Origin of the sequence: Spirillospora sp. NPDC052242 (assembly GCF_040679555.1) — a bacterium.
GTDB lineage: Bacteria > Actinomycetota > Actinomycetes > Streptosporangiales > Streptosporangiaceae > Spirillospora.
This window is the reverse complement of the sequence record NZ_JBFAUZ010000057.1, coordinates 19,361-46,161: the sequence shown is the minus strand read 5'-3', so window position 1 is coordinate 46,161 and position 26,801 is coordinate 19,361. Positions and strand designations below refer to the sequence as shown.

Annotated in this window: 26 protein-coding genes; 13 read left to right on the top strand and 13 right to left on the bottom strand. The window is 73.2% G+C overall.

Annotated features, from left to right (window positions below):
* The first annotated feature begins 2 nt into the window (after nt 1-2).
* The 5 genes from AB0L25_RS34730 (at nt 3) to AB0L25_RS34710 (ending at nt 4,314) form a co-directional block, all read left to right on the top strand.
* Nucleotides 3-1,433: an aldehyde dehydrogenase family protein gene (locus AB0L25_RS34730; RefSeq protein WP_500177058.1), complete on the top strand. Its 1,431-nt coding sequence runs from the start codon at nt 3-5 to the stop codon at nt 1,431-1,433.
* Nucleotides 1,426-2,298: an aldehyde dehydrogenase family protein gene (locus AB0L25_RS34725; protein WP_500177057.1), complete on the top strand. Its 873-nt coding sequence runs from the start codon at nt 1,426-1,428 to the stop codon at nt 2,296-2,298. The genes AB0L25_RS34730 and AB0L25_RS34725 overlap by 8 nt, the downstream gene beginning before the upstream one ends.
* 73 nt (nt 2,299-2,371) lie before the next feature.
* Entirely contained in the window at nt 2,372-3,181 is an 810-nt protein-coding gene (locus AB0L25_RS34720) for a hypothetical protein (protein WP_500177055.1), read from the top strand.
* A gap of 3 nt (nt 3,182-3,184) precedes the next feature.
* Nucleotides 3,185-3,430: a DUF2630 family protein gene (locus AB0L25_RS34715; protein ID WP_500177054.1), complete on the top strand. Its 246-nt coding sequence runs from the start codon at nt 3,185-3,187 to the stop codon at nt 3,428-3,430.
* A complete protein-coding gene (locus AB0L25_RS34710) occupies nt 3,427-4,314 on the top strand; it encodes an LLM class flavin-dependent oxidoreductase (RefSeq protein WP_500177052.1) in 888 nt (295 codons plus the stop codon). Before AB0L25_RS34715 ends, AB0L25_RS34710 begins: the two co-directional genes overlap by 4 nt.
* 6 nt (nt 4,315-4,320) lie before the next feature.
* Here AB0L25_RS34710 and argS read toward each other — a convergent pair whose 3' ends face one another.
* The 6 genes from argS to AB0L25_RS34680 form a co-directional block, all read right to left on the bottom strand.
* On the bottom strand, nt 4,321-6,066 hold the full coding sequence (gene argS / locus AB0L25_RS34705; RefSeq protein ID WP_500177050.1) for an arginine--tRNA ligase: 1,746 nt from the start codon (nt 6,064-6,066) through the stop codon (nt 4,321-4,323).
* A gap of 74 nt (nt 6,067-6,140) precedes the next feature.
* The gene (plsX, locus tag AB0L25_RS34700; protein WP_500177048.1) at nt 6,141-7,373 is read right to left on the bottom strand and encodes a phosphate acyltransferase PlsX; all 1,233 of its coding nucleotides are present in this window, start codon (nt 7,371-7,373) and stop codon (nt 6,141-6,143) included.
* 171 nt (nt 7,374-7,544) lie between these two features.
* Nucleotides 7,545-7,952: a hypothetical protein gene (locus AB0L25_RS34695; RefSeq protein WP_500177047.1), complete on the bottom strand. Its 408-nt coding sequence runs from the start codon at nt 7,950-7,952 to the stop codon at nt 7,545-7,547.
* A gap of 88 nt (nt 7,953-8,040) precedes the next feature.
* On the bottom strand, nt 8,041-8,457 hold the full coding sequence (locus AB0L25_RS34690; RefSeq protein WP_500177045.1) for a hypothetical protein: 417 nt from the start codon (nt 8,455-8,457) through the stop codon (nt 8,041-8,043).
* Nucleotides 8,457-9,335 (bottom strand): alpha/beta fold hydrolase, encoded by an 879-nt coding sequence (locus AB0L25_RS34685; protein ID WP_500177043.1) that lies wholly within the window; start codon nt 9,333-9,335, stop codon nt 8,457-8,459. Before AB0L25_RS34685 ends, AB0L25_RS34690 begins: the two co-directional genes overlap by 1 nt.
* Nucleotides 9,332-10,168 carry a DUF998 domain-containing protein gene (locus AB0L25_RS34680; protein WP_500177042.1) on the bottom strand — a complete coding sequence of 279 codons (837 nt, stop codon included), beginning with the start codon at nt 10,166-10,168 and terminating at the stop codon, nt 9,332-9,334. The genes AB0L25_RS34685 and AB0L25_RS34680 overlap by 4 nt, the downstream gene beginning before the upstream one ends.
* A gap of 370 nt (nt 10,169-10,538) precedes the next feature.
* Between AB0L25_RS34680 and AB0L25_RS34675 the strand changes: the two genes are divergently transcribed.
* On the top strand, nt 10,539-11,825 hold the full coding sequence (locus AB0L25_RS34675; protein WP_500177086.1) for a KamA family radical SAM protein: 1,287 nt from the start codon (nt 10,539-10,541) through the stop codon (nt 11,823-11,825).
* 84 nt (nt 11,826-11,909) lie between these two features.
* On the opposite strand, the gene AB0L25_RS34670 is transcribed toward AB0L25_RS34675, so the two are convergent.
* The 4 genes from AB0L25_RS34670 to AB0L25_RS34655 form a co-directional block, all read right to left on the bottom strand.
* Nucleotides 11,910-12,683, bottom strand: coding sequence for a helix-turn-helix transcriptional regulator (locus tag AB0L25_RS34670; RefSeq protein WP_500177040.1), 774 nt, complete (start codon nt 12,681-12,683; stop codon nt 11,910-11,912).
* Between the two features lie 199 nt (nt 12,684-12,882).
* Complete coding sequence (locus AB0L25_RS34665; protein WP_500177038.1) at nt 12,883-13,404, bottom strand: YbhB/YbcL family Raf kinase inhibitor-like protein; 522 nt, start codon at nt 13,402-13,404, stop codon at nt 12,883-12,885.
* Between the two features lie 121 nt (nt 13,405-13,525).
* Nucleotides 13,526-14,317 (bottom strand): ABC transporter ATP-binding protein, encoded by a 792-nt coding sequence (locus AB0L25_RS34660; RefSeq protein ID WP_500177037.1) that lies wholly within the window; start codon nt 14,315-14,317, stop codon nt 13,526-13,528.
* A complete protein-coding gene (locus tag AB0L25_RS34655; RefSeq protein WP_500177034.1) occupies nt 14,310-15,281 on the bottom strand; it encodes an ABC transporter permease in 972 nt (323 codons plus the stop codon). Before AB0L25_RS34655 ends, AB0L25_RS34660 begins: the two co-directional genes overlap by 8 nt.
* 221 nt (nt 15,282-15,502) lie before the next feature.
* On the opposite strand from AB0L25_RS34655, the gene AB0L25_RS34650 reads away from it, so the two are divergent.
* From AB0L25_RS34650 to AB0L25_RS34640, 3 genes are all read left to right on the top strand, one after another.
* The gene (locus AB0L25_RS34650) at nt 15,503-16,978 is read left to right on the top strand and encodes a bifunctional phosphatase PAP2/diacylglycerol kinase family protein (protein WP_500177031.1); all 1,476 of its coding nucleotides are present in this window, start codon (nt 15,503-15,505) and stop codon (nt 16,976-16,978) included.
* Between the two features lie 77 nt (nt 16,979-17,055).
* On the top strand, nt 17,056-17,277 hold the full coding sequence (locus AB0L25_RS34645) for a DUF6158 family protein (protein WP_075896691.1): 222 nt from the start codon (nt 17,056-17,058) through the stop codon (nt 17,275-17,277).
* A 170-nt stretch (nt 17,278-17,447) separates the two neighbouring features.
* Nucleotides 17,448-18,311 (top strand): VanW family protein, encoded by an 864-nt coding sequence (locus AB0L25_RS34640; RefSeq protein WP_500177029.1) that lies wholly within the window; start codon nt 17,448-17,450, stop codon nt 18,309-18,311.
* Here the strand turns inward: AB0L25_RS34640 and AB0L25_RS34635 are convergent.
* Complete coding sequence (locus AB0L25_RS34635; RefSeq protein WP_500177027.1) at nt 18,298-18,828, bottom strand: TetR/AcrR family transcriptional regulator; 531 nt, start codon at nt 18,826-18,828, stop codon at nt 18,298-18,300. The genes AB0L25_RS34640 and AB0L25_RS34635 overlap by 14 nt on opposite strands.
* 194 nt (nt 18,829-19,022) lie before the next feature.
* On the opposite strand from AB0L25_RS34635, the gene AB0L25_RS34630 reads away from it, so the two are divergent.
* From AB0L25_RS34630 to AB0L25_RS34620, 3 genes are all read left to right on the top strand, one after another.
* Nucleotides 19,023-20,006, top strand: a complete 984-nt coding sequence (locus AB0L25_RS34630) for a hypothetical protein (protein ID WP_500177025.1) — start codon at nt 19,023-19,025, stop codon at nt 20,004-20,006.
* Between the two features lie 194 nt (nt 20,007-20,200).
* Entirely contained in the window at nt 20,201-21,571 is a 1,371-nt protein-coding gene (locus tag AB0L25_RS34625) for an FAD-binding oxidoreductase (RefSeq protein WP_500177023.1), read from the top strand.
* A gap of 47 nt (nt 21,572-21,618) precedes the next feature.
* The gene (locus tag AB0L25_RS34620) at nt 21,619-22,992 is read left to right on the top strand and encodes an FAD-binding oxidoreductase (RefSeq protein ID WP_500177021.1); all 1,374 of its coding nucleotides are present in this window, start codon (nt 21,619-21,621) and stop codon (nt 22,990-22,992) included.
* On the opposite strand, the gene AB0L25_RS34615 is transcribed toward AB0L25_RS34620, so the two are convergent.
* Together AB0L25_RS34615 and AB0L25_RS34610 are read right to left on the bottom strand one after the other, a co-directional pair.
* Entirely contained in the window at nt 22,982-24,412 is a 1,431-nt protein-coding gene (locus AB0L25_RS34615; RefSeq protein ID WP_500177020.1) for a cellulase family glycosylhydrolase, read from the bottom strand. The genes AB0L25_RS34620 and AB0L25_RS34615 overlap by 11 nt on opposite strands.
* Before the next feature lie 145 nt (nt 24,413-24,557).
* Nucleotides 24,558-25,667: an RDD family protein gene (locus AB0L25_RS34610; protein ID WP_500177018.1), complete on the bottom strand. Its 1,110-nt coding sequence runs from the start codon at nt 25,665-25,667 to the stop codon at nt 24,558-24,560.
* 72 nt (nt 25,668-25,739) lie between these two features.
* Here AB0L25_RS34610 and AB0L25_RS34605 point away from each other — a divergent pair, with 72 nt between their 5' ends.
* Nucleotides 25,740-26,735, top strand: coding sequence for a stage II sporulation protein M (locus AB0L25_RS34605; RefSeq protein ID WP_500177015.1), 996 nt, complete (start codon nt 25,740-25,742; stop codon nt 26,733-26,735).
* The last annotated feature ends 66 nt before the right edge of the window (nt 26,736-26,801 follow it).

Below are 26,801 nucleotides of genomic sequence, written 5' to 3'. Positions count from 1 at the left end.
TCATGGTTTTCGAGTACGCGCCCGCGCCCGAGTCGGCGTCGGTCGTCGACATCCGGGAGTCGTACGGGCTGTTCGTCGACGGCGCGTTCACGCGCGGCGGCGGCGAGCCGTTCAAGACGATCAACCCGGCGGACGAGACGGTGCTGGCCGAGGTCGCGTGCGCCGACGAGGGCGACGTCGACCGGGCCGTGCGGGCCGCGCGGAAGGCGTTCGACAAGGTGTGGGGCCCGATGCCGGGCGCCGAACGCGCCAAGTACCTGTACCGCATCGCCCGGATCGTCCAGGAACGGGCGCGGGAGCTGGCGGTGCTGGAGTCGATCGACAACGGCAAGCCGATCCGGGAGTCCCGGGACGTCGACGTCCCGCTGGTCGCCGCGCACTTCTTCTACTACGCCGGCTGGGCCGACAAGCTGGGCCACGCCGGGTTCGGGACGGACCCGAAGCCGCTGGGCGTCGCGGCGCAGGTCATCCCGTGGAACTTCCCGCTGCTGATGCTCGCCTGGAAGATCGCGCCCGCGCTGGCGTGCGGCAACACCGTGGTGCTGAAGCCCGCGGAGACGACGCCGCTGACCGCGCTGCTGTTCGCCGACATCTGCCGCCAGGCCGAGCTGCCCCCGGGCGTCGTCAACATCGTGACGGGCGCGGGCGGGACCGGACGCGCGCTCGTCGCCCACGACGGCGTCGACAAGGTCGCGTTCACCGGGTCCACCGAGGTCGGCAAGGAGATCGCGCGGACGGTCGCCGGGACGCGCAAGCGGCTGACGCTCGAACTCGGCGGCAAGGCCGCGAACATCGTGTACGCCGACGCGGCGCTCGACCAGGCCGTCGAGGGCGTCGTCGACGGGATCTTCTTCAATCAGGGGCACGTGTGCTGCGCGGGCTCCCGGCTGCTCGTGCAGGAGTCGATCGCCGACGAGCTCCTCGACCGGCTGAAGGCCCGCATGGCGACGCTGCGGGTCGGGGATCCGCTCGACAAGAACACCGACGTCGGGGCGGTGAACTCGGCCGCCCAGCTCGCGAAGATCCGCGAACTGTCGGCGTCCGGGGAGCAGGAGGGCGCGACCCGCTGGTCGCCGCCGTGCGACCTGCCCGACCGCGGGTTCTGGTTCGCGCCGACCGTGTTCACGGGCGTCGCGCAGTCGCACCGCATCGCGCGGGAGGAGATCTTCGGGCCCGTCCTGTCGGTGCTGACGTTCCGCACGCCCGACGAGGCCGTCGCGAAGGCGAACAACACGCCGTACGGGCTGTCTGCCGGGATCTGGACGGAGAAGGGCTCGCAGATCCTCTGGACGGCGCAGCGGCTGCGCGCCGGGGTGGTGTGGGCGAACACCTTCAACAAGTTCGACCCGGCGTCCCCGTTCGGCGGCTACAAGGAATCGGGGTTCGGCCGCGAGGGCGGACGCCACGGACTGGAGGCGTATCTCGATGTCTGAGCGGCCCGGGAAGCACGAGCGGCTGAGCGTGCGCAAGACCTACAAGCTGTACGTGAACGGCGCCTTCCCCCGATCCGAGTCCGGCAGGTCGTACGTGGTCACCGACGCCAAGGGGCGGTTCGTCGCGAACGCCTCGCACGCCTCCCGCAAGGACGTCCGCGACGCCGTCGGCGCCGCCCGCAAGGCGTTCGGCGGCTGGTCCGGCCGCACCCCCTACAACCGCGGCCAGATCCTGTACCGGATCGCGGAGATGCTGGAGGGGCGCGGCGCCCAGTTCGCGGACGAGCTGCGCACCGCCGGGCTGTCGAAGGCCGCGGCGTCCGCCGAGGTGGACGCGGCCGTCGACCGGTGGGTCTGGTACGCGGGGTGGGCCGACAAGCTCGCCGCGGTCGCCGGGTCCGCGAACCCCGTCGCGGGCCCGTTCTTCAACTTCTCGACGCCCGAGCCGACCGGCGTCGTCGGCGTGGTCGCGCCCGACTCGCCGCTGCTCGGGCTCGTCTCGACGGTCGCGCCCGCGATCGTGTCCGGGAACACCGCCGTCGTCGTGGCGTCCGAACCCGCGCCGCTCCCGGCGATCACGCTCGCCGAGGTGCTCGCGACGTCCGACCTGCCCGGCGGCGTCGTCAACGTCCTCACCGGGCGCCGCGCCGAACTCGCGCCGTGGCTCGCGACGCACATGGACGTCAACGCGCTCGACCTCGCGGGCGTCCCGGCGGACGCCGTCGCGGACCTGGAGGAGAAGGCCGCCGGGAACCTCAAGCGGGTGGTCCGTCCGGACGAATCCGACTGGGGTGCGGAGCCGGGAACCGCCCGGATGACCGCGTTCCTGGAGACCAAGACGGTCTGGCACCCGGTTGGGGTGTGAACCACGAATGACGCAGAGTGTGTAGAGCGTCACGAAGGTGGAATAGATCTCCCGATCACAGGGGGGAGATCGTATGCCTGCCAAGACAAGGGCGACCAGGTCGACCAAGGCCACCACCTCGAAAACCAGCGGCGCGAAGGCGTCCACGTCGAAGGCTTCCAGCGCGAAGGCTTCCACGGGCAAGGCGTCCACGTCGAAGAGCACCGCGAAGAAGCCCGCGTCGCGGACGAGCGCGGCGACGAGCCGCTCGTCGTCCGCCGCCGCGACGCGGGTGACCAAGGCCGCGTCCGAGGCGAAGGCCGCCGCCACGCAGATGAAGTCGGTCGCCACGAAGGCGTCGTCGTCGGCGAAGGCCATGACGGCGATGACCAAGGCGATGACGACCGCGACCAAGGCGATGACCGACGCCGCCAAGGCGATGGACGCGGCCGCCAAGGAGATCACCAAGGAGGGCGCGAAGGCGTCGTCCGCGGCGCGCAAGACCGGGACGACGGCCCGCAAGAGCACCGCCAAGTCGGGGACGGCCCGCAAGTCGACCTCTGCGGCGTCGTCGCGCTCGCGGACGACCGCGACGGCCCGGGTGAGCCCGTCCAAGCCGGCGAAGTCGAGCACGTCCAAGTCCGCCTCGGCGAAGTCGGGCACCGCCAAGAAGAGCGCCCCGCGCGCCTCGGCCGCGCGCCGCGGCACGGCGTCGTCCCCGTCGGCCCGCGCGACGACCGCCAAGGGGGCCGGATCAACGCGCAACCCGGCCGCCCGCGCCGTCGCCGCCGCCAAGTCCGTCGCCGCGACCGCGCCGCCCGCCGCGCCGTTCGCCGAGCCGCGGACGGGACCCGGCGGGTTCCTCAGCGGGCTCACCGGCAACGGGATCGGCCGCGGGCGCTGACCGATGAAGGAAGAGGACATCCTCGCCCGCATCGGCGAGTTCGTCGGCGAGGAGCAGGACCTGCGCGAACGCCTCCGGCGCGGTGACCTGAGCCGCGCGGAGGAGCAGCGCCGGCTGCGCGATCTCGAAGTCGCGCTCGACCAGTGCTGGGACCTGCTCCGCCGCCGCCGCGCGCGGATCGACGCGGGGGAGGATCCCGACGACGCCGGCGTGCGGCCGCCGGACGAGGTCGAAGGCTACCTGCAGTGACGCGGCGCCCGCTGCGGTTCGGGCTGTCGCTCGTCCCGGACTGCGCCGACCCGCTGATCCGCACCGCGCAGGACGCCGACCGGTTCGGCCTCGACCTGCTCGGGGTCCGCGACGAGCCGTACCGGCGCGGCACCGCCGACGCGCTCACCGTGCTGGCGTCCGCGCTGGCCGTCACCTCGCGGATCCGGGTGCTGCCCGCGGTGGCGTGCCTGCCGCTGCGCCCGCCCGCCGCCCTCGCCAAGGCGATCGCGACCATGGACCGGTTCAGCGGGGGACGCGCCGAACTCGGGCTCGGCGCCGGTGCGTCCGCGGCCGGCGCCGAGGCGTTCGGCGGCCCGCTCCGGTCCGGTCCGTCGGCCGCGGGCGCGCTGGAGGAGGCCGTCCAGGTCGTCCGCCTGCAGTGGAGCGACCAGGGCGGCCTCGCCTTCGGCGGCGCGCACTACCGGTTCGCGGCGCCGCAGGCCGGCCCGGCGCCGGAACGGCGGATCCCCGTCTGGCTCGGCACGGACGGGCCCCGCGGCCTCGACCTGACCGGCCGCGTCGCCGACGGCTGGCTCGCCCGCTCCGCGCGCGTCCCGCCGAAGCGCCTCGCGGACGCGCGGCGCCGCATCGACGACGCCGCCGCCCGGGTCGGGCGCGACCCGGCCGACGTCCGGCGCGGATACGTCCTCGAGGGGACGATCGCCCGCGAGTCGCGCGGCTTCCTGCACGGCCCGCCCCGCCAGTGGATCCACGAGCTCACCGAACTGGCCGTGGGCCACGGCATCGACACGTTCCTGTTCGCGGGCGCCCCGGAACACCTCGCGCTGTTCGCGCTCGAGATCGTCCCGTCCGTCCGGGAACAGGCCGCGCGGGAACGCCCGGCCGCCCCGGCCGCCGGCTGACCGCCGCTACATGCGCTCCGGGGTCGGGACGCCGAGGAGGTGCAGGCCGGTCTCGAGCGTGCGGAGCGTCGCGGCGCACAGGGCCAGGCGGGACGCCTTCGTGGCCTCGTCCGGCGCCTTCAGCACCGGGCAGTTCTCGTGGAACGTCGTGTAGGCGTCGGCGACCGAGTACACGTACGTCGCGAGCTTGTGCGGCTCGGCCGTCGCGCCCGCCTGCTCCAGCGCGGCGCCGAAGCCGAGCAGCGTCAGCGCGAGCGCGCGCTCGGCGGGGTGGCCGAGGACGATCGGGCCGAGCGCGTCCTCCGGGGCGACGCCGCCCTTGCGGAAGATCGACCGGATCCGGGCGGCGGCGTACTGCAGGTACGGGCCGGTCTTCCCGTTGAACGAGATCATCCGGTCGAAGTCGAAGACGTACTCGCTGTCGCGCGCGACCGACAGGTCGGCGTACTTGACCGCGCCCATGCCGACGGCCTCGACGATCTCCGTGCGGGTCGCGTCGTCGAACGTCTCGTCGTGCTGGACTTCGTCGTAGGCCGCCCCGGCCCGCTCGACGGCCTCGTCGAGCAGCTCGGCGAGCTTGACGGTGCCGCCCGCGCGGGTCTTCAGGATCTTGCCGTCGGTGCCGAGGACGTTGCCGATCTGCGCGTGCTCGGCCGCGACGTCGTCGCCGAGCCAGCCGGCCATCCGCGCGACGGCGAACATCATCTGGAAGTGCAGCGCCTGCGGGGCGCCCACCACGTAGATCATCCGGTCGACGTGCTCGGTGTCGACCCGGTACCGGACGGTCGCGAGGTCGGTCGTCGAGTAGTTGTAGCCGCCGTCGCTCTTGCGGATGATCACCGGGAGGGGCTCGCCCTCGCGGCCGGTGAACCCGGGCGGGAACGCGCAGAGCGCGCCGTCGCTGACGACCGCGATGCCCTTCTCCTCGAGTTCGGCGACGGTCGGGGCGAGCAGGTCGTTGTAGAAGCTCTCGCCCTTGATGTCGTCGTCGGTGAGGGTGACGCCGAGCCGCGTGTAGACGGCGTTGAAGTACCGCTTGGACACGTCCACGAGGACCTGCCAGAGCCGCAGGGTCTCCGGGTCGCCCGCCTGGAGCGCGACCACCCGGTTGCGGGACCGGTCGGCGAACGCCGGGTCGCCGTCGAACTTCTGCCGCGCCGCCTGGTAGAACGCCGTGAGGTCACGGACGGACGCGTCGTCCCGTGCGGCGGCCTCCTCGCCGAGGTCGAGCAGGTGCTCGATCAGCATCCCGAACGGGGTGCCCCAGTCGCCGACGTGGTTGTCGCGGACGACGTCGTGGCCGAGGAACTCGAGGATCCGGGCGATGGCGTCGCCGACGATCGTGGTCCGCAGGTGGCCGACGTGCATCTCCTTCGCCACGTTCGGCGAGGAGTACTCGACGACGACCTTCTGCGGCCGCTCCGCCGCGGGGACGGCGAGCCGCGGGTCCTCCAGGGCGCGCTGGGCCTCGGCGGCGATCCACCCGTCGGCGAGCGTCAGGTTGACGAACCCGGGCCCGCTGACCTCGACCTTCGACACGACATCGGCGACGTCGAGGTTGGCCACGATCTCGTTCGCCACGTCTCGCGGCTTGCGGCCCAGCTTCTTGGCCAGCGGCAGCGCCACGTTGGCCTGAAGGTCGGCGAACTGCGACGGCCGGATGACCGGGTCGTCGTCCGCGTGGGACGGTCCGAAGGCGGCGGCGAGCGCGGCCTGGACGCGGGCGGCGAGTACGAGTTGCGGATCGGGCATGCACCAAGGTTATCGGCGCGGTGCCATGGCCTCGTCATGGTTTTCACCGAAGCCGGCGGCCTGCGCGGGTCCGGCTACGGCCTGCCGCCTGGCGGCTCGATCGGGTCGGGCGCGGTTTCCTCGGCGGGGCGGGGCTCCGGCGCGACGTCGGCCGGTTCCGGCGGCGTCCCGTCCGGCCGCTCGGCGTGCCGGTCGTCGCCGGTGCCGTGCGTCCAGCGGCCGAACCGGTGGGTGCGGGTGAGCGACACCTGCTCGCGGATCCGCTCCACGATGCGGCCCGCGGCGAGCCGGTGCGCCAGCTCGCACGCCGACGTGATCGCGCGGGCCCGGGACGCGCCGTGCGCGATGACGACCGTCCCGTTCAGGCCGAGCAGGACGCCGCCGCCGTAGGTGTCGGGGTCGAGCCGGTCGCGCAGCCCCTGCAGCCGGCGGCGCTGCAGCAGCGCGCCCATCCGGGCGGCGGCGCTGGCCGTCATCGCGCCGCGGATCTCCGCGAACGCCGTCCGGATCGTGCCCTCCATCGTCTTCAGCGCGACGTTGCCGGTGAACCCGTCGGTGACGATGACGTCGACGCCGCCGCTCAGCAGGTCGTGGCCCTCCACGTTCCCGGCGAACTCGATGCCGTGGTTGCCGCTCGCGAGCAGCTCGTGCGCGCGCTTGGCGAGCTTGTTGCCCTTCCCCGGCTCTTCCCCGATGGTGAGGAGCCCGACCCGGGGACGTTCCGTGCCGAGCAGCACCTGCGCGTACGCGGTGCCGAGCGCCGCGAACTGCACGAGGCCCTCGGGTTTCACGTCGGCGGTCGCGCCGGCGTCCAGCAAGATCGTCGGGGTGGGCTGGGTGGGCAGCGTCACCGCGATCGCGGGCCGCATCACGCCCTGCTGGCCCTTCAGCCGCAGCCGGGACGTCGCCACCACCCCCGCGGTGCCGCCCGCCGACACCAGCGCCGACGCGCGGCCCTGCTTGATCAGGTGGCAGGCGATCGCGATGGACGAGCGGGGCTTGCGCCAGCTCGCGAGCGCGCCCTCGCCCATGTCGAGGGCCTCGTCGGCGTGCACGATGGGGATCTCGCCGGTGATCCCGTACCGGTCGAGCTCGCGGCGGATCCGCGGGGCCTGGCCGACCAGGACGAGCCGGACGTCGTGCTCGCGCACCGCGTCGACGGCGCCCGCGATGATCTCCGCGGGGGCGTGGTCGCCGCCCATCGTGTCGACGGCGATCGGCAGCGGGCGGACCGTCCGGACCGTCCCCGCGCGGCGGGCCGGCGCCGGGCGCGGCGCTTCCCCCCTGCCGGGCGTGCTGCCGGACATGGTCGCTCCAGACGGGTGAGAGAGCACCGGCGCGTGATGCGGTGCTCTGCGATGATGCATCGATGATGCAGTTCATCGCATGGTAGGACGTCGATTCACCCATCTTGCCGACCGGCGCCCGGAGTGGCGATCTTCACTCGGGTCCGGCGGCCCGGCGCGGACCGTTTCCGGTCAGCCCGATTCGCCCTTCCGGCAGCCGTCGCCGATGCACGCGGCGTTCTCCACGAGCGGCCGTCCGTCCACGAGGATCGTGTAGTACGAGTCCTGCGTCTCCATCTGCCCGCTGCCGAGGACCTCGACCGGTTTCTTGTCGGCGGTGGTGCCCTTGCAGGACACGCGCAGCCGCTGCTCCGTCCAGCCCGGCACGCCGTCGCAGGTGAGCGGCCCCGCCAGGGTCACACCGCGCCGCTCCAGTTCGGCGGCCGCCATGGCCGGCATCGCGTCCTGCATCTGCGCCTGCGTCTTGTAGGGCAGCTCCTTGCCCCCGGTCAGCAGCACGATCGCGGCGGCCGCGACCCCGCCGACCACCAGGAGGGCGGCCATGACCGACCCCATGAGCGCGGCCTTCTTCCGAGTCATCTCCACGGAGCCGATATCGCCCTGCGTGCGGTTCCGTATGCGGTGAGTGGTCGGTTTTTCCTCGCCGTATGCGGATCCTTGGCCGCCGCTAATCGCAGTCGGGGCCGAGGCAGTCCGTGCGGAAGATCTCACGCTCGCCGACGGTCACGACGTAGAGCTCGCGCGGATGCGGTGTGTCGGCGCCCTGCGCGACGCCCTGCACGGTGACGGGTTCGCCCGTCCGCGTCCGCGTCGTGCAGTGGATCCGGACGAGCGCCTCCGAGCCCGTCTCCGCCAGCTCGCAGTCGGGACGGCGCTCCAGCTCGACGCCGCGCGCCCGCAGTTCGTCGGTCGTCCCGTCGCTGACGGCGTTCCGGTAGGCGCCCTCGGAGATCCGCTGCATCGCGTCGCACCCGGAGAGCGCGGCGACCAGCAGCACCGCCGCGACGACACGTCCCAGGAGCCCGCGTCCCAGGAGCCCGCGTCCGAGGAGCCCGCGTGCCGGGCGCCCGCGTCCCGCCCGCATCACGCGGGCTCCGCCGAGGCGTCCCGGGAGCCGAACGTCGCCTCGACCGCTTCGGCGATGGCGTCCGGACGGTCAAAGTGGATCATGTGGCGCGCCTCCGGGAGCTTCACCTGCCGGCCCTGCGGGGACATCGCGGCCAGCACCGCGTGCCCGTCCGACCACGCGCGCCTGCACGCGTCGCGCCGGACATCGCCCAGCGCCGTCAACACGATCAAGGGAACGGGCGGGAACGGCCGGCGCGCGCGCAGCGCGACGAGGTCCGCGGCCATCTCCCGGTAGGCGAAGTTCTCCGCGAGGACGGTGCCGAGGACCGTCCCGCGCCCGTACACCGACCGGACGGCCGCGTCCGGGGCCGGGTCGCCCGCGCGGCTGGTGTGCCGCAGCACCGCGCGCCGTCCCCACGGACCCACGATCCCGGCCGCGCCGGACAGCTCCAGCAGCGCACCGGCGGCCATGAAGGCGGGCGTCAGGACGGACGAGAGCCGCACCCACGCGCGCGCGTCGTGCTCGTGGCTCGGGTCGACCAGCACCAGCGCCCGGACCAGGTCGGGACGGACGCGCGCCAGCGCCTCCGCGTGGAACGCCGCCATCGAGTGCGCGACGATCGTGACCGGACGTCCCGCGCCCCGGTCCGCGAGGGCCGCGACCAGGGCGACGTCCCGGCGCAGCGACGGCGGGTCCGCCGCGGCGGGGCTCGCGCCGAGGCCGGGGCGGTCGAACACGGTCACCCGGTAGGCGTCGCGGAGCAGCGCGGCGACGGGGTCCCAGTCGAACCACGCGCCGCCGAGCCCCGAGTCGAGCAGCAGCGGCGGCCCGTCCACCGGCCCGGAGCGGACGACATGGACCTGCTCCCGCCCCGCGTTCACGATCTCGCTCATCCCGAGCCCTCCCGGCGGACGCCCCCCGCCTCGGCCTCCGTCTCGGCGCGTGCGGCGCGCGTGCGGTCCGTGTGGAGGGCCCACGCGATCGTCAGCAGGCCGAGGCACAGGATGCCGATCTGGAAGCGCTGCACGATCCCGAGCCACTGCCCGTGGTACATCGCCGCGAGCGTGACGAGGGCGAACACCGACTCCGTCAGCGCGAGCAGCCAGCCCCAGCGGGCCAGCGGCGGCCACCACCCGTACCGGCGGGCGGCCAGCGACAGCAGCAGCAGCGCGGCGACCCCGAAGACGATCACGGCGCTGCTGGTGACCGAGTGGAACGCGTGCGAGAACGAGACGTGCGACGACCGTTCGCGCAGCGCGCACCACGTCTGCAGGCTCGGCGCGCAGTCGAGCGGGAAGACGGCGTCCCCGATGGCGCACAGCCCGAACAGCCCGAGGAACGACCAGCCGGCCGTCGCCAGCGGCCGCCGCCGCAGCCGCCGCAGCGCCCCGGCGACGATCGCGAGCGTCATCAGCCCGGTGAGCAGGTCGCCGCCGCCGTACACGTAGCGGAACGGCTGGTCGGCCGCCGACAGCTCGCTGACGTACCCGTTGACGGCGTCGAGCTGGGGGCTGAACGCGTGCTCCAGCAGGAACGACGCGTAGCAGACCGCCGCGGTGCAGGCCAGGACGACCATGTACCGGGGCGCCGCTCCCGGCCCGCCGCCGGCGCCGCCCGTGCCGCGCGCCCCGCGCGCACGCCGCCGTTCGGCGCCGCCGTCCCGCCGTTCCGCATCGCCCGCCGGGACGGTCGTGCCGACCGTTCGCCCGACGTCCGCCGAGTCCACCGCACACCCCCTTGCACCGCACGGGTCAGGCCAGTATTTCCGAACATCGGGAGTGGTGTGACCTGCGCCGCGTTTCGCGGGGGTCGCGCGGGCGTCCCGTACCGTGCACGTTGACGTCGCGTAGTCGTTTACAAGGGGCTTCCGGTCCACGATCATGGCCGGGTGATTTGTCGGGATCCTGACTGACCAGGCTTGCCCCGTACCGTGTATGGGGTATCAATTCGGCAGGAACCGCCCAAGGACTGTTCAATGGGGGAGACTTGCCGGCCCTGTGCTCACAGTCCGTGACGGCGCGCCCCTCCGGCGCGTCGTGCCCGCCGACAGCAAGGAGTACCAACGCGTGACACTGGTGAACGACGCGGCCCCCGCCATGCGATCCACCGGTCGCAAGTTCCGCGCCTTCACGGCGAAGCACCTCGACGAGCTGACCGCTCGCGCCGGGCTCTCGCCGGCACAGCGGCTCGCCACCCGGGCGGTCGCGACCGTCCTGCCGTTCCGGACGAACGCCTACGTCATCGACGAGCTGATCGACTGGACGGCGGCGCCCGACGACCCGATCTACCGGCTCGTCTTCCCGCAGGAGGACATGCTGCCGGCCGAGGACGTCGCGCACCTGTCGGACCTGCTCGCCCGGGAGGCGCCCAAGGCGGAGGTGGAGGCCGCCGCGCACGCGGTGCGGATGAGACTCAACCCGCACCCGGCAGGGCAGATGGAGCTCAACATCCCGAGCTTCGGCGACGGCAAGATCCCCGGGATGCAGCACAAGTACGACGAGACCGTCCTGTACTTCCCCAAGCAGGGGCAGACGTGTCACGCGTACTGCACGTACTGCTTCCGCTGGGCGCAGTTCGTCGGCGAGCCCGACCTGAAGATGGCCGGCGACGAGCCCGCGCAGCTGCGCGACTACCTGGTCGCGCACCCCGAGGTCACCAGCGTCCTGTTCACCGGCGGCGACGCCATGATCATGGGTGAGCCGGTCCTGCGCCGCTACATCGAGCCGCTGCTCGACCTGGAGCAGCTCGAGTCGATCCGCATCGGCACCAAGTCGCTCGCGTACTGGCCGCAGAAGTTCGTCACCGACCCGGACGCCGACGACATGCTGCGCCTGTTCGAGCAGGTCGTGGAGTCGGGCAAGAACCTCGCGTTCATGGCGCACTTCACGCACCCGCGCGAACTCGAGCCGCTCATGGTCACCGAGGCGTGCCGCCGCATCCGCGACACCGGCGCGGTCATCCGCACCCAGGCCCCGCTCATCCGCACGATCAACGACGACGCGCGGACCTGGGAGACGATGTGGCGCGTGCAGACGCGCATGGGGCTCGTCCCGTACTACATGTTCGTGGAGCGCGACACGGGTCCGGCGGACTACTTCGCGGTCCCGCTGGCCGACGCCTACGAGATCTTCCGGGACGCCTACAGCAACGTGTCCGGGCTCTCCCGCACCGTCCGGGGCCCGTCCATGTCCGCGACGCCGGGCAAGGTCTGCGTGGACGGCGTCCTGGACCTGTTCGGGGAGAAGGTGTTCCAGCTGCACTTCATCCAGGCGCGGAACTCCGACCTGGTCGGCAAGCCGTTCTTCGCCAAGTACGACCCGGAGGCGGTCTGGCTGGACGACCTCAAGCCGGCCTTCGCGGACCGCTTCCCGTTCCAGGAGTGATCCCGGCGTGGCGTGTTCGTCCCCGGAGCGACGCGGACGAACACGCCACGGTGCGTCGGTCCGGCGCGGTCAGGTTGGGCGCGGTCAGGTTCGGCGCGCGCGCGGAGCGGTGCGTCCCGGCGTGTACCCGTACTCCTTCGTGAACGCGGTGATGAACGCCGACGGGCTCGCGTACCCGACGAGCGGCGCGACCTGCGTCACCGGGGTGAAGCACAGCAGCACCCGCGCGGCGCGCAGCCGCAGCTTCGTGCGCCACTGCGTGTACGGCATGCCGAACTCGCGGACGAAGTCGCGCTGCAGCGTCTTCACGCTGACGCGCAGCCGCTCGGCCCACTCGTCCAGGCGCGTCGGGTCGGCGGGGTCGCGGGCGAGGGCCCGCGCGACGGTCAGCGCGACGCCCGTCCCGGACGGCCCCCGCCCGGGCGGGGCGCCGAGCCCGGCGGTGATGCGGCGGCGCGCGGCGAGCGCGGCCGTCTCGTCGCAGTCCCGGCGGGCGATCAGCTCGATCAGCCGCGCCGCCTCCCCGTCGATCGACACCGGCCCGGCGCGCAGCCCCGCCAGCGCCGGGGGCACCTCCCGCAGGCAGATGCGGTAGACCGTCTGCCGGTCGCCCGCCCGCACCTCGTGGCTGACCGCCCGCCGCACCCAGTACGCCTCGCGGGGCGCGGTGATGAACCCCTGGGACGTCGCGAGCGGTCCGTCCGGCGACCAGTACAGCTGGTGCAGGAAGTCCTGCCGGCTCTCCCCGAAACCGATCCCGCCGGACGAGCGGTACTTCAGCACGAGCACCCCGGCGGGGTCGCCGAGCCCGTACCCGTACTCCTCGCGGTCCTCCGGATCCCGACTCCAGACTGGCACGACCTCGTCCTCTCGCAGTCCTGGCGAGGCACCAGCATCTCGCGCCGCCGGTGCGGCGTCAGCGGATCTTTCCGCAGGATGGATGTCGGGTTGAGAAGACGACCACCGTGGGTTACCGGCGGTTTCACGGAAGCACGACGGCCCGGGGGCGCGGAGCCCCCGGGCCTGCGCGGACGGCGCGTCAGCCGCCGTACTCGGGTCAGCCGCCGTACTCGGGGACGATCACGGCGCGGGCCAGCGTGTGCGCGGTGATGTTGAAGCCCACGACGGCCGGGGAGGTGTCGGAGCCGAGGCCGAGGGACTCGACGTCCAGGGCGTGCACGGTGAAGACGTAGCGGTGCGGGTCGCCGGGCGGCGGGGCGGCGCCGCCGTACGCCTTCACGCCGTAGTCGTTGCGGGCGTGCACGCCGACCTTGGCGTCCTCGGTCCCGGCGCCGGTCTGCAGCTCGATGACCTCGGCCGGGATGTCGAACAGCGACCAGTGCCAGAACCCGCTGCCGGTGGGCGCGTCCGGGTCGAAGCACGTCACCGCGAAGCTCTTCGTCTCCGCGGGGAAGCCCGACCAGCGCAGGTGCGGGGACCTGTTCCCGCCGGAGAACCCCCAGTCGTCGAACACGTGCGCGTCCGCGAGCCGCCCGCCGTCGGCGACGTCGTCGCTGGTGACGGTGAACGACGGGACCTGCGGCAGGAACTCGTGCGGAAGCGGCGGCTTGGCGGCCATCGCGACCTCCTCGTGAGACGGATCTTCGTGTCGGTCCATCTCTATCAGCCGGGCGCCGCTCCGGTGCGCCGTCCGCCGCTCGCCCGCGTCCCTACTTGCCGGTGGCCTACGCGCCGGTGGCCTACTTGCCGGTGGCTTCGGTGTAGGCGCGGATGACCTCGTCCGGCGGGCCGTCCATGTGCATCTTGCCGTCGTCGATCCACAGGACCCGGTCGCAGGTCTCCCGCACCACGTCGAGCTGGTGCGCGACCAGGAACACCGCGCCGGCCTCCTTGCGGAGCTCCTCGATGCGGCGCTTGCTCTTGGCCCGGAACTTGCCGTCGCCGGTCGCGAGGGCCTCGTCGATCAGCAGCACGTCGTGCGTCTTGGCCGCGGCGATCGCGAACCGGAGGCGGGCGCCCATGCCGGACGAGTACGTCCGCATCGGGTACTGGATGAACCCCTCCTTGAGCCCGGCGAAGTTCACGATCTCCTGGTACTTCGCCTTGGTCTCGGCGGGGGACATGCCCATCGCGAGGCAGCCGAGGACGATGTTGCGCTCGCCGGTGAGGTCCTTCATCAGCGCGGCGTTGACGCCGAGCAGGGACGGCTGCCCGTCGGTGTAGACGCCGCCGCGGTGCGGCGGCAGCAGGCCCGCGATGGCCTTCAGCAGCGTCGACTTGCCGGAGCCGTTGGTGCCGATGATCCCGACGGCCTCGCCCCGGTAGGCGATGAACGACAGCCCCTTGATCGCGTGGACCTCGGTCATCGTCGGCCGGTTGCGGCGCCGGATCACGCGGGAGAACGCGCTCGCGGCGTTGCCCTTGCCGCCCGCGCCGAACACCCGGTAGACGATGTGCAGGTCGTCCACGACGACGATCGGCTCCCGGGTGGGGTCGATCGCGACCTCTGCGCGGACCTTGGTGTCAGCCACGGCCGTAACGCTCCTCGGCACGGTAGAAGAAGTAGAACCCGCCGATCAGCATGGCCACGCCCCAGCCGACGGCGTACAGCCACAGCTGGCCCATGGACGTCATGCCCAGGCTCGTCTCCACGTAGTTCCGGTACTCGCCGAGCAGCGCGTGCCTGGCCAGTTCGAGGAACACGTACGCGGGGTTCGCCTCCAGCACCTCGGTGAGCCAGGGGTGGTCCTTCAGCAGGCTGCTGCTGTTCATGAGCTGCGGCAGGCTGAAGATGACGCCGGAGGCGTACAGCCAGGTGCGCATGACGAACGGGAGCAGCTGCGTGATGTCGCGGTTGAACGCCCCGAGCCGCGCCATCACCATGCTGATGCCCACGTTGAACATCAGCTGGAGCATCAGGATCGGGATGAACAGCAGCATGTAGAGCGTGATCGGCTCACCGAACGCCAGGATGATCGCGAACAGGACGATCAGCGACAGCAGCAGCTGCTGCAGTTCGACCACCGCGATCGCCAGCGGCAGCGTCGCCCTGGGGAAGTGCAGCGCCCTGATCAGCGACAGGTTGTCGCCGACCGACTTGGACCCGGCGGTGACCGACCGCTGGGTGAAGCCGAACAGGAAGACGCCGGTCACCAGGAATGGGATGAAGTCGGGGATGCCGCGGCTGAGTTTCAGCAGCAGTCCGAAGATCAGGTAGTAGACGGCCGCGTTCAGCAGCGGCGTCAGCACCTGCCACACCTGGCCGAGGCGCGAGTCGCTGTACATCGAGATGTTCTTCGCCGAGGCGAAGGCCCAGATGAAATTGCGCCTGGCCCACACGTCTCGGATGTACTTGCGCAGCGGCGGGCGTGCCGCGCTCTGCCTCAGCCCATGCCGTGCGGCGTAGTCGGACAGCTTCTCGTTCACGTGAGGAGGCTCCGCGATCGTGCCGACCGACTCGCCACCCGGGGAACCGAGCCGTTCCGGGTGACTCATGCCGGGAAGCTTATTGCAGTCGATGTTGTCCGAGTGACGTTCGCCCGCATGTGACCCCCGATTTGAGATCTTCCCGGAATCATGTCGGCGCCTTGGGGGATACCCGGAGCATGCGCGTCAACCACTCGAGGGCTCCCTCCGGCCCGTCCGGAACCGCGCACACCGCGCCCCGGCGCGTGTCCGCGGCCGAGCATAGACCCCGCCGTCACCGCTGGCCGTGGGTGCTGCGCCGGCTGGGACGGATCGACCGCTGGGCGTTCGACCGCGTCGCCGCCGCGCACCTGCCCGGGCTGGAGTACGTGCTGCCGCGGCTGTCCCGGTCCGCCGACAACGGTGTGCTCTGGTTCACGACCGCCGGCGCGCTCGGCCTGACCGGACGGCCGGGGCTGCGGCGCGCGGCGCTGCGCGGGGCCATCGGGATCGCGGTGGCGAGCCCGGCGGTGAACATCATCGGCAAGCACGCGTTCCGCCGGAAGCGGCCCGTCGTGGACCTGGTGCCGCCGATCCGGATCCGCTGGAAGCTGCCGACGTCGCACGCGTTCCCGTCCGGGCACTCCGCGTCGGCCGCCGCGTTCGCGGCCGGGGTGGCGCTGGAGGCGCCCGCGGCCGTGGCCGCGCCCGTCGCGGCGACCGCCGCCGCCGTCGCGTTCGCCCGCGTCTACACCGGCGCCCACTACCCGGGCGACGTCCTCGCGGGCGTCGGGATCGGCGTGCTCGCCGCCGCGGCGACGCGCCTGGTGTGGCCGCCGCGGCCCCCGGCGGCCCGCATCGGCCCGGGAGGCGTCGAGGACGTGCACGTCGACGCCGAGGGGCGCGGGGTCGTCGCGGTCGTCAACACGGCGTCGGGCGCCGGGTCGTCCGGGGCCCTGCCGGCGCCGGGCGACGCGGCGGTCGGGCTGCTGGAGCGCGAGCTGCCCGCGGCGCGGATCGTCCGGCTCGGTGCGGACGACGACGTCGACAAGGCGTTCGGGGAGGCCGCGGCGCGCGCCGAGGTCCTCGCGGTCGTGGGCGGGGACGGGACGGTCAACGCGGCCGCGCGCGCGGCGCTCGCGCACGACGTCCCCCTGCTCGTCGTGCCCGGCGGCACGTTCGACCACTTCGCCCGCGCGTACGGGATCGAGACGCCCGCCGACGCGGTCGCCGCCTACCGCAACGGACGTCTGGGGCGGGTGGACGTCGGGTCCGTGCAGGGCCCGGAGGAGGAGCAGCCGTTCCTGAACACCGCGAGCTTCGGCGCCTACACCGAGATCGTGGACCGCCGCGCGCGGCTCGAACGGCGGATCGGCAAGTGGCCGGCGCTCGCGATCGCCGCCGTCCGCACCCTGCGGCACTCCCAGCCGGTCGAGCTGGACGTCGACGGGCACCGGCGGCGGGTCTGGCTCGCGTTCGTGGGGAACTGCGCCTACGGCTCGCCGGGCGCGGCCCCGTCGTGGCGGCGGCGGCTCGACGACGGCCTCCTGGACGTCCGCATGGTCGCGACGGGCCGCCGGGTGCCGCGCGCCCGCGCCGTCGCGGCCGTCCTGGCCGGTCACCTGCCCCTCATGCCGGGGTACCGGGCCTGGCGGACCGGCGGGCTGGAGCTGTGGTCGCCCGCGGGCGGGCTGCGGCTGGCCCGGGACGGCGAGGTGTCGACGGTGGCGGGGACCGTGCGGTTCGGCAAGCATCCGCGGGCGCTCGCGGTCTTCTGCCCCGCCTGACCGGACGGGGGAAGGTCCGAATGGTCCCGGGTGGCCCGGGTAGGGGACGGGGACGCCGCGAGAAGGAGGTACACGCGATGACGATGGGAATCGACCCGCGGGAGCTCCCCGACGACGATCTGTTCCGGGAGCTCGGGCACCTGTACGAGACCCGGTTCGAGACGCTCCGCCACGCGTCCGACCAGGCGTTCGAGGAGCACACCCGGCGGACGAACGAGCTGGAGGGCGAGTACCTGCGTCGCCGTCCGGCCCGGGAGGTCGACCCCAACCGTCTCCGCGAGGGCGCCCGCGCGCGCTGACCCCCCGCCGCCGCGCGCAGGTCAACTTGCACACCACCGTGCACGCCCCGCGCGTTCGTTTTCCGCAGAGACTTCTCGAATAGACGGTAAAGAACGCCGGTTCGTCCCCTTCACCTGAGGCAGGCTCCCGTCCCGGGGTCCCGACCGGGGATCCGCGGGGGGTGTGAGCTGTGGGACGGACCCGGCGCCGTCATTACCGCCGATACCGCGCGGACCAGCGGGCGCTGCGCGACCACGTGCGGCGCTGGTGGCCGTTCGTCGCCGGCGCGCTCGTCGCCAACGGCTTCCTGGTGGCGACGTACCTGTGGGCGCCGCGCGAGCCGGCCGCCGACGCGGTGCCCGCGCCCGATCCGGCCGCCGCGGGGCGGGCCGCCCCGGTGGAGCGGCCGATGAGCACCTTCACGACCCGGTTCGAGCGGGGCGAGCCGCGCGTCCGCAACATCGAGATCGCGGCCCGGCGGCTGGACGGCGCGGTCGTGCGGCCCGGCGCGACGTTCTCGTTCAACGACGTCGTGGGCCCCCGGACCAGCGACCGCGGCTACGTGCCCGCGCCCGTCATCATGGGCTCCCGCCTCGTGAACGACGTCGGCGGCGGCATCTGCCAGGTCAGCTCGACCCTCTACAACGCCGTCTTCCGCGCCGGGCTCGACATCCGGAAGGCGCGCGCGCACACCATGTGGATGCCCGAGTACCCGGATGGGCGCGAGGCCGCCGTCGCCTACCCCAATCTCGACTTCCGCTGGCGCAACGACACCGACAGCCCCGTCCGGATCGACGTCCAGTACACCGACTCGTCCCTGACGGTCAGCCTGTGGGGCGAGCGCCGGTACGAGGTCCGGTCGGAGACGTCCGAACGGTACGACTACACGCCCTACTGGACGACCGTCGGGCACGGCAGCCGGTGCGTCCCCACGACCGGCCGCAAGGGGTTCGAGATCGACGTGTGGCGCGTCCTGATGGAGGACGGCCGCAAGGTCAAGCGCGAGCGGTACCACACCGAGTACCAGCCGCAGCCGAAGGTCACCTGCGTCTGACGAGCGCCTCCGCCGCCGCCCGCGCGGTGGCCGCCGCGCCCGGATCGCCGGTCATCGCGGCCGACACGATCGCGCCGTCCACGAGCATCGCGAGCTGCGCGGCGAGTTCGTCGTCGTCGACCAGCCGGTGCAGGAACCGCCGCAGCCGCTCTTTGTGTGCGCGCGCGGCGGACGCCACGGGCGCGGACCCGTCGCCGAGTTCCCCGTAGGCGTTGATGAACGCGCACCCGTGGAAGTCGTCGCTCGCGAACCACTCGCCCAGCCAGTCGAACACCGCGCCGACCGAGCCGCCCCGGGCGGCGACGTAGCGCTCCAGGTCCCCGGTCCAGCGCAGGTCGCGCCGCTCCAGGTACGCCGTCACCAGCGCCTCCTTGGAGGGGAACGTGCCGTACAGCCGTTTGAGCGAGACGCCCGACACGGCGCGCACGTCGTCCATGCCGACCGCCTGGACGCCCCGGCGGTAGAACAGCGACTCCGCGGCGTCCAGCAGCCGGGTCTCGGCCTCCTGCCGCTCCATGCTCCTCCCTGTGTTGAGAACGCGCGTTCTCTAGGCTATCCGGAGAACGCCCGTTCTCCAGGAAGGAACCCGATGCGCCCACCGCCGCGGACCGCCGCCTGGTGGGCTGACGGGCTGAGGCGGTTTCTCCCGTGCCGTGTCGGGCGGGTGCGATATGTTCCAGACCTTCGTGATCACAGCTTGTGGAGGACGCCATGTACGGGTCGGGGACGCCGCCTCAGCCGCCGGGGCCTCCCGGCCCGCCCGGCGTCCCGCCCGGGCCGCCCGGAATGCCGGGCGGGCCGTACCCCGGGCCGCCCCCGCAGGCGCGCGCGAAGACCTCGCCGTGGGTGTTCGTGGTCGCGGGCGTGGCGGCGGTGCTCGTGGTGGGCAGCATCATCGGATCCGTCGTGCTGAACGCGGCGGCCGAGCCGGCCGAGCCGGACGGGCCGGTGAAGGCCGACGAGTGCGTCGGTGTCCGGTTCGACCTCCAGCAGGGCAAGAGCACGATGCAGCAGGTCCCGGTGGCCGAGCGGGTCAACTGCGAGGACCCGAAGGCGAAGGGCAAGGTCGTCGAGGTCGTCGGGCGGAGCCCCGGCGGGTTCGCGTCGTCGTCGCCCGACTGCCCGGACGGCGCCGACGGCGTCGCGGCCGTCCGCGCCGACCCGGACGACCCGCGGACGACGCAGGTCTGCGTGCGCAACGTCGACGGCCCCCACCCGGGCGACCCGGGCGCGGGCGGCGCGATGCTCACCGTGGGCGACTGCGTGAAGTCGTCCATCGCCTTCGGCAGCGAGACGCCCTGCACCGACAAGGAGTCGTACGCGAAGGTCGTCGCACGGGTGGCCACCGCGCAGGAGTGCCCGTCGACGGCGGTGGAGATCATGGAGCTCCGGTCGTTCGGCGGCGGCGACACGCCCCGCCCCGTCCTGTGCCTGGGCGGCGAGGGGCTGATCGTGTCCGTCGGCGAGTGCATCCAGGACCCGTCCTACGCGATCGGCGGGCTGAAGACGGCGTCCTGCGGCTCGAGCCAGGCCGTCGCCAAGGTCCTCGCCCGCACCCGGACCGAGCCGGAGTGCCCGAACGGGACGACCCATCACCTCGAGGCCGAGGACAAGGAGAAGACGCTGCGGCCGATCATGTGCGTGAAGAAGCTGCGGCCGACCCTCGACGAGCGGATCAGGGGGCTCGGCAGCTAGCCCGCGCCCGCCCTCGCACACGTCCTTTCACCTGCGGCTTCTCGGTTACCGAGGAGCCGCAGGTTCTTCTCATCCCTGGGACGGGAGCGCACAATGAGGAGTGAGTGACGGCACGGCGGGGCGGCGGATGTCCGCTCGCGCGAACGTCCCGGACCCCTCGCTCCCACGGTGAATCCCGGACGAGAGGGACGACCATGACCACGCGCATCGATCCGGGCCTGCGGACGGAGTTCGCGGGCGAGGTGCTCACTCCCCGCGACCCCGGCTACGACGCGGCCCGGACGATCTTCAACGCGATGATCGACCGGCGTCCGGCGGTCATCGCGCAGTGCGCCAACACCGACGACGTGGCGCGGGCGATCGGGTTCGCGCGCGAGCGCGGGCTGGAGGTGTCGGTCCGCGGCGGCGGGCACGGCGTCGCCGGGAACGCCCTGGTGGACGGCGGCCTGGTCGTCGATCTGCGGCTGCTGAACTCGGTGACCGTCGACCCGGAGGCGCGGACCGCCCGCGTCGGCGGCGGCGCCGTCATGGCCGACCTCGACGGCGCGACGGCCGAATACGGGCTGGCGACCGTGGGCGGGCGCGTGTCCACGACGGGCGTGGGCGGGCTCGTGCTCGGCGGCGGGTCCGGCTGGCTGGAGCGCAAGTACGGGCTGACCTGCGACAATCTGGTCTCGGCGGAGCTGGTGACGGCGGACGGCTCGCACGTGCGGGCGAGCGAGGAGGAGAACCCGGAGCTGTTCTGGGCGCTGCACGGCGGCGGCGGGAACTTCGGCGCGGTCACCTCGTTCACGCTGCGGCTGCACCCGCTGACCACGCTGGGGCTCGCGCTGCTGCTGTGGCCGCCGGAGGCGGGCCCGGACGTCGTGCCGGCCTTCCGCGACTTCATGGAGGCGGCGCCGGACGAGGTCGGCGGCGGCTCCCAGTACATGCTCGCCCCGGCCGCGGACTTCGTCCCGGACGACCTGGCCGGGCGGCTCGCGCTCGGCATCGTCATCACCTGCCTGGCGACCGAGCCGGAGGCGCGGGCCATGGTCGAGCCGATGACGCGGCTCGGGCCCGCGGGCGGGATCGTCGCGGAGATGCCGTACACGGCGGTCCAGTGCATGGACGACGACGAGGCGGGGCTGCGCAACCACTGGACCGCGCAGCACGTCCGCGAGCTGCCGGACGAGGCGGTGGCCCGGTACTGCGCGCTCGCCGGCGACATGATCGTCCCGTCCTCGTCCCGGCACACGCTGCTGCCGCTGGGCGGCGCCGTCGCGCGGGGCCCGGCGGAGTACCCGGTCCCGTGGCGGCGCGACCCGTGGGTCGTCCACCCGCTGGCCCTGTGGGACGACCCCGCCGACGACGCCCGCGCCAAGGCGTGGGTCCGGGACGTGCGCGCGTCCATGAAGCGGTGGTCGACGGGCTCGCTCTACCTGAACTTCATCGGGGACGAGGGCGCCGAGCGCGTCCGCGAGGGCTGGGGCGACGCGAACATGCGGCGCCTCGCGGACGTGAAGCGGCGCTACGACCCCGACAACGTGTTCCGGCACAACCAGAACATCGCTCCGGCGGCCTGACCCGCGAGCCGGACCGCACGAGTTCGACCGCACGAAGGGGGACGAGCATGACCACCCGCATGGAAGCCGACCTGCGCACCGGGTTCGCGGGCCGGGTGATCCTGCCGGACGATCCCGGCTACGACGAGGCCCGGACGATCTTCAACGCGATGATCGACCGGCGTCCGGCGGTCATCGCGCAGTGCGCCAACACCGACGACGTGGCGCGGGCGATCGGGTTCGCGCGGGAGCGCGGGCTGGAGGTGTCGGTCCGCGGCGGCGGGCACGGCGTCGCGGGCAAGGCGCTGGCGGACGGCGGCCTGGTCGTGGACCTGCGGCTGCTGAACTCGGTGACGGTCGATCCGGAGGCGCGGACGGCCCGCGTCGGCGGCGGCGCGACGATGGCCGACCTCGACCGGGCCGCCGCGGAGTACAGCCTCGCCACCACCGGCGGGCGCGTGTCCACGACCGGTGTCGGCGGGTTCGTCCTCGGCGGGGGCTCGGGCTGGCTGGAGCGCAAGTTCGGGCTGGCCTGCGACAACCTGATGTCGGTGGAGCTGGTGACGGCGGACGGCTCGCACGTGCGGGCGGGCGAGGAGGAGAACCCGGAGCTGTTCTGGGCGCTGCACGGCGGCGGCGGGAACTTCGGCGTCGCCACCTCGTTCACGCTGCGGCTCCACCCGCTCCCGGCCGTCTCCATCGCGCTGCTGATGTGGCCGGCCGAGGCGGGCCCGGAGATCCTGACCGCCTACCGGGACTTCATCGACTCCGCCCCGGACGAGGTGGGCGGCGGAGCCCTGTTCGTGACCGCGCCGCCGGAGGAGTTCGTCCCGGACGACCTGGTCGGGCGCCGCGCGTTCGCGTTCCTGCTGACGTACACGGGCACGGGGTCGAGGGCCAACGGGGTGATCGGGCCGATGACGCGGCTGGGGCACGCGGGCGGCCTCCAGATGGAGATGCCGTACGCGGACCTCCAGTGCATGCTCGACGACCCGCCCGGCTACCGGAACCACTGGTCGGCGGAGCATCTCCGCGCGTTCCCGGACGACGCCGTGGCGCGCTTCTGCGCGATGTCCGAGGACATGGTGATCCCGTCGCCGTCGCAGCAGGTCCTCTTCCCGGAGGGCGGCGCGGTCGCCAGGGGACCGGAGTACCCGATCCCCTGGCGGCACGACCCCTGGGTCGTGCACCCGTTCGGCCTGTGGGAGGACCCGGCGGACGACGCGCGCGCCGTCGCGTGGGCGCACGGCCTGCGCGACGCCATGCGCCCGTGGTCCACCGGGGCCGTCTACCTGAACTTCATCGGGGACGAGGGGACCGACCGCGTCCGGGAGGGGCTGGGGGAAGACAACCTCCGGCGGCTCTCGGAAGTGAAGCGCCGGTACGACCCCGACAACGTCTTCCACAACAACCAGAACATCCGGCCCGCGCTCACGGCGTGACCGTCACGGTGTGGGTGGGGCTGTTCGGGTCCGCCCACACCGACAGGACGTTCCGTTCCGCGTCCCACCGGTGCTTCCAGGTGCCGGCGGGGTCGGTGGACGTCACCTCGGGGGAGTCGGCCGGGAACCAGATCTCCGTCGGCCCGGACGTGCCGCTGCGCGCGCGCCACCCGACCTTGAGCGACGTCCCGTCGTAGGAGATCTCGGTCGGGGTGCCGGCGACGGCGCGCGGGTAGGGCCGCGCGAGGAGTTCGGCGAACAGCGTCGGCTCGCCGTCGCCGTCGACCACGCCGCCCCCGCCCGGGTCGTTGGACCAGTACGCCCAGCCGATGCCCAGGTCGTCCGCCATCCGCAGCCACTCCCCGGTGAACCGGTCGGCGCCCGGCGCGCTCGCGGGCATGCCGCCGACCTCGCCGAGCCACATCGGCATGCCGAGCCGCCGCGCGGCGGCCGGCATGTTGCGCTTCCAGAGGAAGAACTGCGCCTTGACCAGGAGTTCGGTGAACCCGTCGTAGGAGCCGCCGATGTCCACGCCGCCGGGGTAGAAGTGCGGGGCGAAGACCAGGCGGGGCTCGCCGGGACGCGGGTCCCGGATCGTCCCGAGGGACGTCTCGGCGCCCTCGTTCGGGCCGAGGGCCTGCGGCTCGACGAAGATCCAGCCGTCCCGGTCGACCTCGCGGATCGCGTCCACGATCCCCTGGTAGAACGGCGTGAGGACGGGCCCCTCGAAGAAGCCGAACTGGCGGGTGCCGCCGAACGGCTCGTTGTAGAGGTCGTAGCCCAGGACGGCCGGGTCGCCGGCGAAGCGCCCGGCCACGTGCCGCCACATGGCCGTGAACCGCTGCTTGAGTTCCGGGTGCTCGCCCGTGTTGTTCCAGAAGTGGTCGTAGGCGCGGATGACCGCGGGCTGCACGTACGTCAGGACCCAGGGCGTCTGCGGGGTGCAGGGCAGGCCGTCGGTGTGGGTGGCCCAGGCGGGCGCGCCGTTCCCGGACCCCTCGCACGCGGCCGGGCCGTAGATGTCCTGGTGCATGTCCAGGATCACGTGCATGCCCTGCTCGCGGTACCACGCGACGCGTTCGGCGACGTCGTCCAGATACGCGTCGTCGTACCGTCCGGGTTCGGGCTCGATGTTCTTCCACTGGATCAGGTACCGGACGGAGTTCGTGCCCAGCTCGCGGGCCTCGCGCACGACGTCCTCGCGGTCGATCCAGGGCAGGCCGCTCGGGCCCTTCGCGCTGCTCGCGGTGTTGAGCCCGTGCAGGACGAGCGTCCGGCCCCGGTCGTCGACGATCGTGCGCAGCGGCTCGGGCGCCGCGTGCGCGGGCCGCGCGGGGAGGGCGGCGGCGGCCCCGGCGGCGAGCGCCCCCGCCAGGACGGTCGTCAGGGTGATCCGGCCGAGAGCGTGTCGGGCGCGCATGCCACCTCCTGAACATGAAATTTGTTCGGATATTAGGAGGTGCGCCGGTGCGGTGGAAGTGGGAGAAGCGCACGAAGGGCCGCGCGCGAAATGGGCAGGATGTGCCGAACGGCGCGCGGCGGCCCAGCTCGGCGGCGTCCGGACATCAGCCCTGGTGCGGCGGGTGCGGCGGGTGCGGCGCCCCCGCCGGCGGGTACGGCTGCTGCGCACCGGGCGGGTACGGCGCCCCGGGTTGCGGATACGGCTGCGGGTACGCCGCCCCGGGCTGCGGGTACGGCGCTCCGGGCGGGGCGGCCAGGTAGCCCTCGTACGGGCCCGCGCCGTAGTTCGGCGGCGGCAGGAACGCCGGGCGGCCCGGCTGCGGCGCGCCGAACGGCGGCGGCGCGGGCGGCCCCTGCGGGCCGGCGCCCGGCCCCGGCGGCGGCCCCGCCATCGCCATCACGGCCGCCGGACGCCCGGCCGGCTCCGGGACGGGCAGCCCCAGCCGGCGCAGGCGGCGGGCGCGGCGCTCGGCCAGCCGCCACTGCTCGCGGTGCCGCCGCTCCGCCAGGACGGCCGACAGCATGATCTCCGGACGGACGCCCGCCGGCGGGGGCGGGCTGACGACCGCCGCGACCTCGCCCGCGATCCGGTCGCCGAGCGAGTCGCGGACGTCCGTCCGCAGCTCCCAGAAGCGCGACAGGTACTGCCGCGCCGTCATCGCCAGCTCGTCGGACAGCATCGACAGCTCCAGCGTGCGCGCCCACGGGATCAGGTGCGCGGGCATGATCGCGACCGGCCGGTACAGGCCGGACCCGGAGCGCTCCTGGATGACGACCGTGCCCGCGAACATGTCGCCGAGCCGCTTGCCCCGCCGGTTGCACAGCGAGGCGATGAGCGCCGGGGAGCCGAAGAACATCCGGAACTCGACGAACCCCGCGAGGGCCCGGACGAGCGCCTGGCGGAACCGGATCGGGCCGCCGTCGTCGCCGACGACCCGCAGCCGCAGCGCCATCTTGCCGAGCGTGCGCCCGCGCGTCAGCGTCTCCATCGCGCACGGGTAGCCGACGAACACGAGCACGGTGCACAGCAGGGTCAGCCCGACGATCCACGCCTCGTCCGTCGCGATCATCGAGACCATGCCGATGAGGATGAAGACGCCGTAGAGGATCGCGGCCTGGAACACCAGGTCGATCAGCAGGGCGCAGCCGCGGCTGGCCAGCCGCGCCACCCGGATGTCGAGCGCGACGGCCTCGCCGGTGACGAGTTGGCCCATGTGCCGATCCTCCAATGCAGGGGGTCTGGTCTATTTTGCCGGTTCGGCGGGGAGACGCGTTACTCTCCCCGGGTGGACGTCGACGCCTATGTGGCCGCGCACAACCCCGACTGGAACCGCCTCGAGCAGCTCATCAACCGCGGGCGGAAGCTGACCGGTGCGGAGGCGGACGAGCTCGTCGAGCTCTACCAGCGCACGGCGACGCACCTGTCGGTCGTCCGGTCCAGCTCGCCCGACCCGGAACTGGTGGGACGGCTGTCGTCGCTCGTCGCGCGGGGCAGGGCGGCCGTGGCGGGCGCCCAGGCGCCCATGTGGCGGGACGTCTCGCGGTTCGCGACCGTGACGTTCCCGGCGGTCGCCTACCGGCTGCGGTGGTGGTGGCTGGGCAACGCGGTGCTGGGCAACCTGCTCGCCCTCGCCCTCGCGATCTGGGTGGTGCAGAACCCCGAGGTGCAGGCGTCCGTGGGGGCGCCCGAGGAGATCCGCCGGCTCGTCGAAGAGGACTTCGCGAACTACTACACCGAGCATTCCGCGGGCTCCTTCGCGTTCCAGGTGTGGATCAACAACGCCTGGGTGTCCGCGGTGGCGATCATCTTCGGGATCCTGCTCGGGATACCGACCGTGTACGTCCTGCTGCTGAACCAGGCGAACCTGGGGCTCACGGCCGGGCTGATGTTCGCCCACGGCAAGGGCGACATCTTCTTCGGGCTGATCCTGCCGCACGGCCTGCTCGAACTGACCGCCGTGTACCTGGCGGTCGCGGGCGGCCTGAAACTGGGCTGGACGATCATCGACCCGGGGCGGCGCACCCGCGGCCAGGCCCTCGCCGAGGAGGGCCGGGCGGCCGTGAGCATCGCCATCGGGCTCGTCGCGGTCCTCTTCGTCTCGGGGCTGATCGAGGGGTTCGTCACCGGCTGGGTGCACGTCACGTGGCTCCGGGTCGGTATCGGCGTGGTCGCCGAGCTGGCGTTCCTCACGTACGTGCTCGTCCTCGGCCGCCGGGCGACCCGGAAGGGCGAGACGGGCGACGCCGAGCTGCGGCCCGACCTCGCACCCGTCGCGGGCTGACCCGCGGCGGTCCGGGCGGCGGGCTGAGACGTCCGCAGAGCCGCGGACCCGCCCCCGCCCGCACTC